Source organism: Hymenobacter sp. B81 (genome assembly GCF_044628455.1).
GTDB lineage: Bacteria > Bacteroidota > Bacteroidia > Cytophagales > Hymenobacteraceae > Solirubrum.
In genome coordinates this window covers 2226505-2240041 of record NZ_JBIYZW010000001.1, presented here as the reverse complement: position 1 = coordinate 2240041, position 13537 = coordinate 2226505, and the positions used below count along the sequence as shown (strand labels likewise).

The window sequence follows — 13537 nt, the reverse complement described above, 5'->3', positions numbered from 1 at the left end:
TCGGCAACGCCACGTAAGCTTGCCGGTTGCCTGGTGGGAGCGATTTCGGCTGCCCCGTGGGCTTTGCGGGTGGCGCATCCGGGCGGGTTTTCCTAATTTCCGGCTCTATGATCCGCCCCGCCACCGTTTTTGCCGCCCTGGGTTTGCTGGCTGCCTGCCAGACCGCCCGCCCCGTTGCCACCACCGCGCCGCCCAACCACTTCGCCGCCGACTCCACCCTGCGGCGCATTGCCACGGCCCAGGATCAGCGGCAGACCGAGCAGCTGCGGCCCTTTCTGCAGAGCCCCCGCGAGGCGCACCGCCGCGCCGCTGCCCTGGCCTTCGCCTCGGTGCAGGACCGCGCCGCCCTGCCCGATTTGCTCGGGGCCCTGTCGGACGCCGACCTGGGCGTGCGCACCGCCGCGGCCTACGCCCTGGGGCAAACCGCCGACAGCGCCGCCGCCGAGGCCCTGGCCCGGCAGGTGGGCAGCGAAACCGACGCCCTGGCCCGCCGCTACCAGCTCGAAGCCCTGGGCCGCTGCGTGGGCCGCACCGCGCTGCCCCTGCTGCTGCGCCTGCCCGCCGCCACCGATACGCTGCTGCCGGTGGGGCAGGCCTGGGGCATCTACCGGGCCGGGCTGCGCGGCATCACCTCCGAGGCTGCGGTGCGCCGCGCCGTAACCCTGCTGGCCGCGACCCAGCCCGTGGGTGCCCGCCTGGCCGCGGCCCACACCCTGGCCCGCACGCCCCGCCTCGACCTGAGTCAGTACGAAGCCGCCCTGGCCACGGCCGCCACCACCGACCCGCGCTATGCCGTGCGCGCCGCCGCCACCGCTGCCCTTGGTAAAGTGAAATCGAATACCCTGCCCGCCACGCTGGCCGGCATCCTGCGCCGCGACGCCGACTACCGGGTGCGCGTGGCCGCGCTGCGGGCCCTGAACGCGGGCCTGTACGCGCCGGTGAAGGAAGCAGCCTGGGCGGCCCTCGACGATGCCAACGCCCAGGTGGCGGTGACGGCGGCCGAGTTTTTCCTGACCCACGCCACCGGCGAAACCGGCAAGCTGTTTCTCGACAAAGCCGCCCGCGTGTCGGCCTGGCGGGTGCGCAGCGTGCTGCTGGCCGCCGCCCTGCACCACGCCGGCAGCGCCGAGCGCCTGGGCATTCGCCAGCAGATTGAGCAGCGCTACGCCGCCGCCACCGACGGCTACGAGCGGGCCTTCCTGCTGAAAGCCCTGAGCGAAGACCCGGCCGCCTACGCCTTTGTCGAGCAGGCTACCTTTACGCCCAATCAGGCCATGGTGGTCAGTACCTACGGCATCGAGGCCCTGGTGGCCCTGCGCAGCCGCCCCGACTTTCCCGCCGCGCAGCAGCCCCTGTTCGTGAGCACGCTGGAAAAAGCCCTGGCCTCGGGCGACGTGGCCTTGGTGGGCACGGCCGCCGCCGCCCTGCGCGAACCAAAGCTGGAGATGCGCCGCGACTTCCGCCAGCCCGACTTGTTACGTCGCGCCCAGGCGCGCCTGGCCTTGCCGCGCGACATCGAAGCCTGGCAGGCCGTGCAGCAGGCCCTCGACTACCTCGAAGGGCGCGACAAGCCCACGCCGCTGCCCAGTGCTGCCGCTCAGCATCCCATCGACTGGGCACTGGTGCAGGGCATTCCGGCCGGGCAGCGGGCCGTGGTGCGTACCTCCCGCGGCGACGTGGTACTGCGCCTGCTGGTAGAGCAGGCACCCGGCTCGGTGGCCAGCTTCGTGCAGCTGGTGCGCCAGGGCTTCTACGCCAACAAGACTTTTCACCGGGTGGTACCCAACTTCGTGGCCCAAGGGGGCTGCCCCCGCGGCGACGGGTGGGGCGGCACCGACTACACGCTGCGCTCGGAGTTTGCCGACCTGCACTACGGTGCCGGCGCGGTGGGCCTGGCCTCGGCCGGCAAAGACACCGAGAGCTGCCAGTGGTTTATCACCCACGGCCCCACGCCCCACCTCGACGGCCGCTACACCATCTTTGCCCAGGTGGAAAAAGGGATGGACGTGGTGCACCGCCTCGACATCGGCGACGAAATCCGCAGCGTGGAGTTGCTGTAGCGGCCCACGCCAGCCGGCAAATGCAAAGGCCGCTTCTGCCTGGCAGAAGCGGCCTTTGCATATATCAGCTTAATGCGCTTAGCGCACCACCAGCCGCTGCGAAGTGAGGGGCTGGCCTTCCCCGCTCACTTGCACCACGTACACGCCGGGGCTCACGCGGTCGATCAGGGGCAGCACGGCTTCGGCGCCCGCGGCGGTCAGCTCGGTGCGCAGCACCAGGCGGCCGGTCAGGTCGAGCACCTGCACGCGCACGGGACCGTCAGCTACCGTGGCCAGCTGCAGGGTAACCTGGTTTTTGGCCGGGTTGGGGTAAAGTACCAGGGCGCCCTTGCCCAAACTCAGCTGCACGGCGGCTACCGGCGAGAAGCTGGCCGCGCCGTCGAGGTCGAGCTGGCGCAGGCGGTAGAATACCACCCCGTTCAGGCCGGCCGCGTCGCGGTAGGAGTAGGAGCGAGGCTGGCTGGAATTGCCGGCGCCGGCCACGAAGCCGATGCGCTGCCAGGCCTGGCCATTGCGCGAGCGTTCCACCTCGAAGCCGGCGTTGTCTTTCTCCGAAGCCGTAGTCCAGCTCAGCCGTGCCGCGCCGTCGCCGTCGGGTTCGGCCGCGAAGGCCGTCAGCTCCACGGGCAGCGGGTTGATGGGGCTGGTCGAGCCGAAGGTGAACACGCCGAAGCCACTCACCGGACCGCCCGACACCACCGAGCCAGCTGCCGCCGAGCCGGCGGTGCCGCCGTTGCCCTCGTTCACCCAGCTACCGCCCTCGAAGCGGGCCACGCGCAGCAAAGCCGGGTCGACGATGCCGCTGCGGGTGCCATTTTCCCAGTACAAGCCCACGGCCACGCTGCCCGCGCCGCTTTCGCGGTTCAGCACCCAGTGCTCTACCTGGCTGATGCGCACCAGCGGCGGGGTGGGCGGGGTGCTGCCGAAGGGTTGAGCCGCGTATTCGGCCACGTAGGCGCTGCCCGCGTCGCCCGGGGCCGAGATGCTGAGCCGGGCCCAGACCCCGTCGCGACCGATGGGAAACACGAAGGCGTCGTTGCCGAGCTTGCGCAGGGGGCCGATGACGTAACTGCCGGCGTTGCCCGCGGTGCTGCTGGCGTTGTCGGCCAGGGTCAGGCGGTTGGCTGCCGATGAGGCTACCAGGCCCGCGTTCAGGGTCAGGCTGTTGCTCAGCAGCAGCGGCGTGCCCAGGGTAAGTATTTTGCCGGTTCCGCTGAGGGTGAGGTCCGTAAGCGTCAGGGCGCCGGCGCCTTCCTGGGTCAGGGTAAAGCTCTTGCTCACCACGACGTTTTCGCTGTAAGTGCCCGCCAGGGCCTGCACCGTCCCGCCTTCCAGCACCAGGGCAGCGCCTTCACCCAGACGGCCCAGCATACCCACGGCGGGGCTGTTGGGACTCACGTTCAGAAAGCTCAAATCGCCCTGCCAGCCCAGGGCCGGCGAGGCGTCGGCGCGGCTGTTGAGGAAGGGACCGAAGTCGATGCGGCCGGTGGGAGCCAGCGACGATACCTCAGTGAAGCTGCCGTTGAGGGTACGCACCCGGCCGCCCAGGCCCGCCGCGCCGCGGATATCGGTGGCGGCGGTGCCGTCAAGCCAGTTCAGCCCCGCGTCCACGGGGTTGGTTAGGTTGATGGCGCGCATACCGGCCACCTGGCAGCTGTCGATGCGGTTCTGGCGGATGCTGTCACCTGCCGAGACAATGGCCAGGTTGCCTTCGATGTCGAAGTAGGGCGTGGAAGTGAGCGAGGTAGTAGCCGGGCGGTCCTGCACCTGAATACCAAACTGACACTGGGCCACCTGGTTGTACACCACCTTGTTGTTGACGCCCTCCAGCACCATGCCGTAGGCGTTGATGTTGAAAGACGAGGAAAGCGGCGTGGAGTAGTAGCCCCGCACGATGTTGCCCTCGATCCAGGCCCCACCGGTTACCAGGTCACCGTTGACGCCGCCCACTTGGGGCGCGCCGGCCGCCGCCCGGTTGCGGTCGACGAAGGCAATGCCGGCGTTGTCGAAGTTGGGGTTGGGCGACTCGCCGGGCGCCAGCAGGCGGCGCTGAATGCGGTTGTTGCGCACTACGAAGCTGCCCGGACCGCTGGAGCGCCCGGTACCGGTGCAGGAGCGCAGCTCCATGCCGTTGGAAAAGTTGTCGCGGATGATGTTGTTTTCGATGAGCGCGGCCGGGGTAACGAAGGCCCCGCCCCCGTTGCGGGCGCCGGCGGCACCGAGCACGGCCAGGGCGGCCCCGCCGTTGCCGCCGAAGCTGCAGCCGCGGACCACCAGCTCGCTGATGCTGCCGTCGTTGATGTCGATGCCGGCGCGGGAATTGTTTTCGAATACGCTGTTCTCAATCAGAATGCGCTGCTTGTTGCCGTTGACCAGGTAAAGCCCGCGGCCGGCGCCGTTGTTTCGGGTGTTGGGGGGCAGTGCCGAGTTGGCGGCCCGCACGCGGCGAAACGTGATGTCGGCCGTGCCGAAGGGAGTGCCGCCCTGCCCGTTCCAGTAAATGCCGAATTGCCGGTTGTCTACCGTTTCCACGTCCTCCAGCAGGAAGTGGTTCTTGCCGCTGGTGATGTCGGTCTGAACGCCCAGGTCGTAGTTGCGGATGGTGAGCCCGGCCACGACAAGCGGATTGCCGGCCGTACCGCCGCTGGCAGTGATGAACAAACCGGTGATAAACGACTGGGTGCTGGCAGCGGCCAGCCCGCCGTCGAACACGGTAGCGGAGGCGGGGTTGGCCGAGAGCGTGCCCGCGCCGCGCAAGCTCACGTTGCGGCTCAGTACCACCCGCTGGGAGTAGGTGCCGGCGTCGACGAAAATGGTAGTGGCTGGCGTGCTGCCGCTGCCCAGCGCCTCCAGGGCGCGGTTGACGCTGGCGAAGGGGGCGGCGGCCGTACCGTTGCCGGTGGCGTCGGAACCGGGGGCCGAGGTGTACACGTCGCCCGCGGTCGAGAGGTCGTTGACGTAAAGCGCGGCCGGGCTCTGGGCGCGGGCAGGCAAGGAAATGAAGCCGAGCGCCAGGAGGCTGGGCAGCAGGAGTAAGCGCTTTCCCATAAGTGAGGACTTCCTGGAAGTGGTTAAAAGTGTAGCCTCAAAACGTGCGCGGGGTCAGTGGGGTTAGGTGGAACTCGCCGGCCGCAGCCGGACCATTGGATTTTACGGGCGATAAAAGCCTCTTCAGGCTGGTATAAGTAAGATATATAGACTTTTCGGGAGAAGAATTATTTGAGCTTAAATAATTGATTATAAAATATTTATATAAATATCATTCTATGCTCTGGGGCGCCTGGAGCGGGTAGCCGCGCTGCTGGCTATCCGGCCCGATAGTATTAAAAGGGACACTGGGCAGGGCGGCCTTCCAGCACCATATTAGCCGGGGGCAGCTCAGCCAGCAGGGCCTGTTACCGGCGGGCCCAAGGAACTGCCCGTAGCCTTAGTCGGCGCTGAGCCGGACTGGGACCGGTGAAAAACAAAAAAGCCCGGCTGGAGGGCCGGGCTTTTCTAAACGGGAGTGGAGAATATCGGAGTCGAACCGATGACCTCTTGCATGCCATGCAAGCGCTCTAGCCAGCTGAGCTAATCCCCCGTTTTCAGTAACCATTCGCCGGTTGCGTTTGGTGGATGCAAAAGTACGGCAGCGGCCGTTATTTGCAAGGGGCTGCCCAAACTTTTTTCGCTTCCTCGGCTAATTGCTTGAGAATGCGCCACAAAAAAAAGCGGGCGGAACAGCTGTTCCGCCCGCTTTCAGGTTCCGGCTAAGCCGGGCTTAGTTGAAGATGTAGCGCAGACCCAGCTGGAAGTAGTAGGTCGACGATACGCCCAGGGTGTTGCGGAACGTTTCGCGGGGCAGGCTGCCACGGTCCAGCTGCAGCTGGTAGGTCGGGCGAACACCGTTGGGGTTGGCCGTGGTCGGGCCGCTCACGGCGCTGGCGTTCTGCGGCACCAGGATCGACTGCACGTTGGTCGACTGGTTCAGGCCCCAGTCGCTGTTGATCAGGTTGCCGATGTTGAACACGTCGATGCTCAGCTGCAGGGTGTTGCGCTTCTCGCCGATGTTCACGAACAGGTCCTGAAGCAGTTTCACGTCGAACTGGTTGCGCCAGGGCTGCAGGGCCCCGTTACGCTCGGCGTACTTGCCCTTGCGGGTGCGCAGGTACTTGTCTTGCTCGATGTAAGCAAAGAAAGCTTCGCTCTGCTCCTCGGGGGTCACGGTGCGGGCGGGGGTACTGCCGCTGGCCGGGATGGTGCGCGTCACGAAGGTGATTTCCGACGGATCCTTCGGTACGTAGATCAGGTCCGAGTTGGCACCGTCGCGGTTCACGTCGGCCGAGTAGATGTACGAGAAGCGGCCGCCCTGGCTGCCTTCGTAGAATACCGACAGAGTCGTGCCCAGGTGGTTCAGGTACTCTTTGCGGTAGGAGAGCTGCGCGATAACGCGGTCGGGAACCACAAAACCGGCGTAGCCCAGCTCGGGGTTGTTCGAGCCGTTTACGGTGGGCGTCAGCTGCCAGGCCGACAGGGCCTGGTCACCGTTGCCGTCGAACAAGTTCTTGGCTTGGCTGTGGGCGTAGGCCACCGAGGCGTAGAAGCCGGCATCAAACTGCTTTTCCAGCTTGGCCGTTACCGACCAGTAGTAACCCTCTTTGCCGTTGCCCAGCACGATGGTGTTGAATGCGCCGCCACCCGAGGTGCCGTTCGGTACGGCCTTGCCGTTCACGAGCGGGTTCACAAACTTGTTGGAGTTCGACGAGGGGTAGATCAAGCGGGTATCCGGGTAGCCGGGCACGTTCAGCGCGGTCGGCGTCACCAGGTTCACGTTGCGGAACAGGGCCGTGTTCAGGTCTTTGTTGTAGATACCTTCCAGCGAGCCAACGATGCCCAGGGGCAGCTTCACGTCCACGCCCAGGCTGGTTTTCCAGGTCTGGGGGAATTTGAAGTCTTTGCCGATGTAGGTGATGGTGCTCGGGATAACCGTGCCGGCTGCGGGGGGCGTGTCGGGGCGGTAGTAGGTGTAGTCAGCCTTGAAGCCGTCGTAGGGCTTGCCGTTGATGCCGGTCTGCACGATGTCAACACCCGGGCCGCCGGCCGTCTGGGTTACCTGCAGCAGGCCCGCGTCGCTGGCCTGGCTCACGATGTACACGTTGGGAATACGGCCGGTGAAGATGCCGGTACCGCCGCGGATCTGCAGCGTGCTGTTGCCCAGAACGTCCCAGTTGGCACCGAAGCGGGGCGAAATCAGGAATTTCGGATCGGGCAGGTTAGCCACGTTGATCCGCTCGTTGTTGTTGAACACCAGCGGGGTAATCAGCTTGTGCTCCTGCAGGCTCTTGGGGAAGGTGGTGTAATCGACGCGGATACCGCCGGTCAGGCGCAGGCGGGGCGTGATGTTGATTTCGTCCTGGGCGTAAGCCGAGTACTGGGCGAAGTCAAAGCTCGGGAAAGCCTGGGCAAAGCCCGGCGAGAGCGAGTACGTGATGCCGAAGTCGGTGGGCGCCGCGTTGCGACGGATGGCCGGGTCGGGGCTGTTGGCGTTTACGAAGTCCTGCCACGAGTTGAAGCGGTAGTAGCTCGTAGCCATGCGCTGGAAACCGTTGCGGGTGGTGCTGAAGTCAGCCTGGGCACCCAGGGTCAGGTTGTGGTTGCCCAACTGCCAGGTGAAGTCGTCGCGGAACGAGTAGCTCTCCACGTCGCGCACGTTGCCCACAGTGAACAGCTCGGCGCCGAACGAGGTCAGCGGCAGGTCGTTTTCGAGGATGTCCACAAAGGGGAACAGCTTGCTGTCGGTGCTGCGCGAGTCGTCCTGCTTGGTGTAGGTAGCGCGCAGGGTGTTGCCCATCGTAGCGCCGAAGGTCGAGTTCAGTTCGGCCGCAAACGAGTAGAAGTTGGCGTCGGTGAAGTAGTTCGTGTTGCGGAACGGCAGCGCGTTGATGCCGTCACGACCGCCGAAGCCCAGCGGGAACTGCGAGATGGGGCTCGACGAGGTGCTGGCGAACGAAGGCGTTTTGCCCTCGGTCTGGCTGTAACGCACGTTGAAGCGGTGGTTCTGGCTGATGTTCCAGTCGATGCGGCCCAGGATCTTGGTGCGGTCCGATACGAAGTCGTAGCCCTGGTAGCCACCGGTTTCGTAGCCGAAGTTGTCGCGCAGGTAGTTGCTGATCGAGTCCAGCTGGGTGGCACGCGGACGGGTTACCTGGTTGTCGCCGGGAGTGCCGTAGCGGCGGCTGGGAGTCGAAGCCACGCGGGTCTGGCCGGGGGTGGTGTTCTTCTCGGTTTCGTAGTTGAAGAAAAAGAAAACCTTGTCCTTGATGATGGGGCCACCCAGACGGATACCGTACTGGTTGAACTGCGAGTCGCTGATGTCGAGGCGCTCATTGCCTACCCGGTCACCGATGAATTTCTCGTTGCGCAGGAACGAGTACACCGAGCCCGAGAAGTTGTTCGAGCCCGAGCGGGTAACGGCGTTGATGGAGCTGCCAATGAAGCCCGACTGACGCACGTCGTAGGGCGTCACGCTCACCGACAGCTGCTCGATGGCGTCGAGCGAGATGGGCGAGCCGTTGGCCGGCAGGTTGCCGCCGATGCCGAAGTTGTTGTTGAAGTCGGAACCGTCGACCGAGAAGTAGTTCTGGCGCTGGTTGCCACCGCCCACGGCGTTGTTCGGGCCGGCCTGGGGGGTCAGGCGGGTGAAGTCGTTGAGGCTGCGGTTGATGGTGGGCAGGCGCTCCAGCTGCTCGCGCTGTACGCTGGTCACCGAGCCGGTGCGGTCGGAGTTGATCAGCGCGTCGCGGCGGCCGGAGATTTCCACGCCGGCCAGCGTCTGGGTGCTTTCGCTCAGGTTCACGTCCAGGCGCAGGTTCTGGCCCAGGCTCAGGAAGATGCCTTCGCGCACGGCTTCCTGATAGCCTACAAACGTCACGCGTACGGTGTACGGACCGCCCACGCGCATGGCCTGGATGTTGAAGCGGCCGTCAGCGTTGGTCGGCGCCACGTATTGGGTGTTGGTGGGCGTGTGCACGGCAATTACCGTGGCGCCGGGCAGTCCTTCCCCCGCCTTGTCGGTAATGATACCGTTCAGGGCCGAGGTCGTAACGCCCTGACTCCAGCCCAACTGCGCCGACAGCAGCGTCAGCACCAGCACGAGCAGGTGGCGTAAACGTACTTGTTTCATAAAAGGGAACATTGGTGAAAAAAGGTACTTGCAGGAAAACGGGGACAAAGCTAGGGCCGGGGGCGGGCACACGCGGTTACCAAACGGTTACTTTTCTGGGTCTGCGCGCAATCAGGGGAGCCAAATGAGGCCGCAAAGCTACGATGTAAATCACAACTTCGGGCGCACCGCCTTGATGAATCGACTCAGGTAATAGTCGCTCTCCAAGGCGTTTTCCACCACTCCTAACGAGGTGGAAGAGTGAATGAACTGCACGCCTTCGTCGCTGACCTCGGTTACCAAACCGACGTGCGTAATGGCGTTGCTGCCGGGCGCGGCTCCAAAAAATACTAAATCGCCGGCCCGCAATTCCTGCGGCCGCACGGGGTCGCCCCAGGCGGCCTGCTCGTTGGAGGAGCGTGGAATTTCCACCCCGGCGGCGTTGAACGACACGTTGAGCAGGCCCGAGCAGTCGAGACCCAGGCGGGTGGTGCCGCCAAACTTGTAGGGAGTGCCCTGGTAAGAGCGGGCCGTTTCGATTACAGCGCTCAGCTGCCGGTCGACGGTAGCGGGGCTGCTGGGCCGCCGGGGCCGGCGCACCACGGTTTTGCTGGTGGTTTTGCCCGACTTGGTTTTGACTTTGCTGCGCGCCGTGGATGGGCCGCGGCGGCGGTCTTCGGCCTTGAGGCGGGCCATTTCGCGGGCCGAGTGGTAACGACCGTTGCGGTAGTTAAGCTTGGGCGAGGTCTTGCAGCCGGCCAGAACCAGCAGCCCCGCCAAGGTCAGTATCGGCAGCCACGCCAGGGGGCGGGCTGAAAGCCGTACTTTTGAGGACGATTTCCGCATCGCCGCAAAGATACGCGAATGAGCCATTTGGAAGAAATAAAGCCGTTTGGACGCCTCACCCCCGCGGTGCAGGCCGAGCTGGTCGCCATCGTGGGGGCCGAACACGTGCTGACCGCCAGCAACCTGGCCGCCGACGAATACGCCCGCTACGGGCGCGACCAGACCGAAGACCTGCACTTCAGCCCCGAGGTGGTGCTCCGGCCCGCCAACGCCGACGAGGTCAGCCGTATTATGCGGCTGTGCCACGCGCACCGGCTGCCCGTAACCCCGCGCGGGGCCGGCACGGGCCTGAGCGGCGGCGCCCTGCCGGCCTTCGGCGGCGTGGTCGTGAGCACCGAGCGCTTCAACCGCATCATCGATATCGACGAGCGCAACCTGCAGGCCACCGTCGAGCCGGGCGTCATCACGCAGGTGTTTCAGGAAGCCGTGGCGGCCCGGGGCCTGTTTTACCCGCCCGACCCGGCCAGCCGCGGCAGCTGCTTTCTGGGCGGCAACCTGAGCGAGAGCAGCGGCGGCCCGCGGGCCGTGAAGTACGGCGTGACCAAAGACTACGTGCTGAACATGCAGGTGGTGCTGCCCTCGGGCGACATCATCTGGACCGGCGCCAACACCCTCAAAAACGCCACCGGCTACAACCTCACCCAGCTCATGATTGGCTCGGAGGGCACGCTGGGCATCATCACGCGCATCGTGTTCCGGCTGATTCCGCTGCCCACCCAGCAGCTCGTGCTGCTGGTGCCTTTCCGCCAGGAAGCCCAGGCCGCCGAAGCGGTGTCGGAGATTTTTCGGGCCGGCATGGTGCCTTCGGCCATGGAGTTTATGGAGCGTGAGGCCATTGAGTGGTCGGCGCGCTACCTCAACATCCCGCTCAACCTGCCCGAGGACGTGCGCGCCCACCTGCTCATCGAACTCGACGGGCAGGATCTGGAGGCCCTGTATCCCGAGGCCGAAAAAGCCTACGCGGTGCTGGAGAAGTACGACATCGGCGAAATTCTGCTGGCCGATACCGCTGCCCAAAAGGAGGAACTGTGGAAGCTGCGCCGCAACGTGGGCAATGCCGTGCGCTACATGTCGGTGTACAAGGAAGAAGACACGGTGGTGCCCCGGGCCGAACTGCCCACGCTGCTGCGGGGCGTGAAGGCGCTAGGCGAGCAGTACGGCTTCAGGAGCGTGTGCTACGGCCACGCTGGCGACGGTAACCTGCACGTGAACATTATCCGGGGCGAGCTGAGCGACGAGCAGTGGCACCACGGCCTGGAGGAGCCCATCCGGCGGCTCTTCGAGCTGTGCGTGCAGTTGGGCGGTACCATTTCGGGGGAGCACGGCATCGGTTTGGTGCAGCGTCCTTATATAGGTATTGCGCTGCCCGAGGCCAACTTGGCGCTGATGCGCGGCATCAAGCAGGTGTTCGACCCGCAGGGCATCATGAACCCCGGCAAGATTTTCTAGGCAACGCAGCGGGAGCCGCAAGCCAGCGGGCCGGGCGGCGCGGAAATTCAGCAGTCAGGCCAAATTTCCGCCCCCCCCGGCCCGTCAGCTATTCTATTCATTGCTGCACCCGGTGGCCTGCGGTATATCCTAGGGCTGGCCGGTGCCCAGTAGCACCCGTTGCTGGGCCAGCGTCCGGCCCGCACCATCCTGCAGCAGCAGCAGGTACACACCGCCCGGCAGCTGGCTTACGTCGTAGCGGCGGACTTGCGTAGGCACGGTGCTGCCCAGCTCCCAGCGTTGCACCTGCTGGCCCACAGCGTTAGTCAGCGCCAGCGAAGTCGCGGCGATTTGGGCCAGCTCGGTGGGTAGCTGCACGTTCAGCTGGGCCGTGGCCGGGTTGGGGTACACGGCCAGCTTGCTGAGCAGCCGGGGCGGGCCAGCAGCCAGCAGCACCGGGTTCATGAGCTGGGCCACAAAGCCATCGGCGCCGGGGTCGGAGGTGGTGAGGCTAAGTGGGCCGAAGGGAATGGTGGCCGTGCCCGTGCCATCGTCGCCGTAGTCGCCGGCTAGCAGCAGTTGGGGGCCGCGCATGTCGAAGGCGGTGAGGCGGTCGAGCTTGGTGCTGCCGGTGCTGAACACGCTCAGCGGGGTGCCGCTGGGGCTGAACCCGGCCATAAACAAGTCGAGGCTGCCCACCGCTGCCAGCGGGTGGCCACCCACCGTGGCGGCCCCCATGTAAGCGCCGGCAATCCAGTAGTTTCCCCCGGCGTCGAGGTGAATAAAGTCGCCGCGGATGCCGTTGCTACTGCCCCCGCCGCCGCCACCCCCCGCCGCCCGCGTCCAGAGCAGGTTGTGGTTGGCGTCGAACTTGGCCACGAATACGGTGTAGGGCTGGCGCAGGGCATCGTAGGGCACCAGGGCCGTGTCGTCGATAACGCTGCCCGGCCCCGAAAACAGGCCGGTCAGGTAGAGGTTGCCCTGCGCATCGGGGCTCATGCCCACGGCGCTGATGTTGCCGGAGGAGCGGGCGTAGCGCACCCCCAGCGGCTGACCGGCCAGCGAGTAGCGGGCCAGGAAGAAGTTGGCCTCGCCCTGCAGCGTAACCGCCGTGCCGTTGACGGTGCTGTTGTCGTCGAAGTTGCCCAGCACCTGCACCCCGGCGTCGGTAACGGCCAGGTGCAGCTGAAACAGGCTGCCGCTGGCCACCGTCTGGCTGAACAACAGGTTGCCCGCGGCTCCGTAGCTCAACAGGCGCGAGATGGTCAGACCTTCGTCGGTGTTGTAGGCGCTGGTGAGCACGTACAGCCGGCCGTCGGCCCGACCCACTACGTCCACCACGGTTTCGGCGTAGCCGGCCAGCGTATCGCCCAGAATACTGCCCCCCAGGCAGGTGCCCGCGGCATTGTAACGGGCCACGAAGGCCACGCCCTCGGCCGAGCCGTGGTAGCTGCGGCCTTCCAGCTGCACCTGCCCGCGCAGCGAGCCGGCCACCAGCAGCTGCCCGGTGCCGTCGAAGGCGAGCCGGCTGAGCTGCAGTTGGCCGCCGGGCAGGCTGGGCAGGGTTTTTTGCCACAGCTGGTTGCCGCCGGCGTCGTACTTCACGATAAAGCCAAGCTGGCTGCTGGGGGGCGGCGTCATTACCGACCCGCCGGCCGATACCGTTCCGCTGGCGTGACCAACCGTGTACAGCTCACCGCCGGGAGCAAAGGCCGCGTCGTAGACGCCGGTGGCCGCGGGGCCCGTCAGGTTGCGGACCCAGTTGACGGTAACCTGGCCCTGGACTGGGCATACAGCCAGCAGCAGCGCGCAGAATGCGAGAAGTCGGCAAAGCAACAGCATGGTGGTAGGGGTGGAGGGGAAAGAAAACGGGAGCAAGTGGCGCAATCCTCTGAACTCGAAGATGTACTGCTCATTAATGTGAATATATATGCTTTTTATAAAACTTAATAAATATTTAGTGCAAAAAGATATTATAAAAGGAACATAATAGACAATCGGGCGTATCAGGCTTCCCGTCAGTGGGTTTGGGAAAAACAAACCGGGCCGGCTACCACGATGG

At 65.4% G+C, this 13537-nt stretch carries 6 protein-coding genes and 1 tRNA gene; 2 read left to right on the top strand and 5 right to left on the bottom strand.

All coding sequences use genetic code 11. The features are described 5' to 3' along the window. Positions 1–107: 107 nt before the first annotated feature. Positions 108–2060 carry a peptidylprolyl isomerase gene (locus ACE191_RS09900; protein ID WP_400192041.1) on the top strand — a complete coding sequence of 651 codons (1953 nt, stop codon included), beginning with the start codon at positions 108–110 and terminating at the stop codon, positions 2058–2060. Positions 2061–2138: 78 nt separating this feature from the next. Here the strand turns inward: ACE191_RS09900 and ACE191_RS09895 are convergent, their stop codons facing one another. From ACE191_RS09895 to ACE191_RS09880, 4 genes are all read right to left on the bottom strand, one after another. Continuing rightward, entirely contained in the window at positions 2139–5108 is a 2970-nt protein-coding gene (locus ACE191_RS09895) for a right-handed parallel beta-helix repeat-containing protein (RefSeq protein WP_400192040.1), read from the bottom strand. A 458-nt stretch (positions 5109–5566) separates the two neighbouring features. Then, positions 5567–5640: transfer RNA gene (locus ACE191_RS09890), tRNA-Ala, on the bottom strand. Between the two features lie 180 nt (positions 5641–5820). Further along, positions 5821–9222, bottom strand: coding sequence for a carboxypeptidase regulatory-like domain-containing protein (locus ACE191_RS09885; RefSeq protein ID WP_400192039.1), 3402 nt, complete (start codon positions 9220–9222; stop codon positions 5821–5823). A 150-nt stretch (positions 9223–9372) separates the two neighbouring features. Further along, a complete protein-coding gene (locus ACE191_RS09880) occupies positions 9373–9981 on the bottom strand; it encodes a C40 family peptidase (RefSeq protein ID WP_400192038.1) in 609 nt (202 codons plus the stop codon). Between the two features lie 84 nt (positions 9982–10065). On the opposite strand from ACE191_RS09880, the gene ACE191_RS09875 reads away from it, so the two are divergent. Beyond that, the gene (locus ACE191_RS09875; RefSeq protein WP_400192037.1) at positions 10066–11496 is read left to right on the top strand and encodes an FAD-binding oxidoreductase; all 1431 of its coding nucleotides are present in this window, start codon (positions 10066–10068) and stop codon (positions 11494–11496) included. Positions 11497–11625: 129 nt separating this feature from the next. On the opposite strand, the gene ACE191_RS09870 is transcribed toward ACE191_RS09875, so the two are convergent. Further along, complete coding sequence (locus ACE191_RS09870; protein WP_400192036.1) at positions 11626–13317, bottom strand: T9SS type A sorting domain-containing protein; 1692 nt, start codon at positions 13315–13317, stop codon at positions 11626–11628. Positions 13318–13537 lie beyond the last annotated feature (220 nt).

Bases quoted from the DNA above. Each gene is read 5' to 3' on its own strand.
- ACE191_RS09870 (WP_400192036.1), bottom strand. From the start codon at position 13,317: ATGCTGTTGCTTTGCCGACTTCTCGCATTCTGCGCGCTGCTGCTGGCT.
- ACE191_RS09885 (WP_400192039.1), bottom strand. From the start codon at position 9,222: ATGAAACAAGTACGTTTACGCCACCTGCTCGTGCTGGTGCTGACGCTG.
- ACE191_RS09900 (WP_400192041.1), top strand. From the start codon at position 108: ATGATCCGCCCCGCCACCGTTTTTGCCGCCCTGGGTTTGCTGGCTGCC.
- ACE191_RS09875 (WP_400192037.1), top strand. From the start codon at position 10,066: ATGAGCCATTTGGAAGAAATAAAGCCGTTTGGACGCCTCACCCCCGCG.
- ACE191_RS09895 (WP_400192040.1), bottom strand. From the start codon at position 5,108: ATGGGAAAGCGCTTACTCCTGCTGCCCAGCCTCCTGGCGCTCGGCTTC.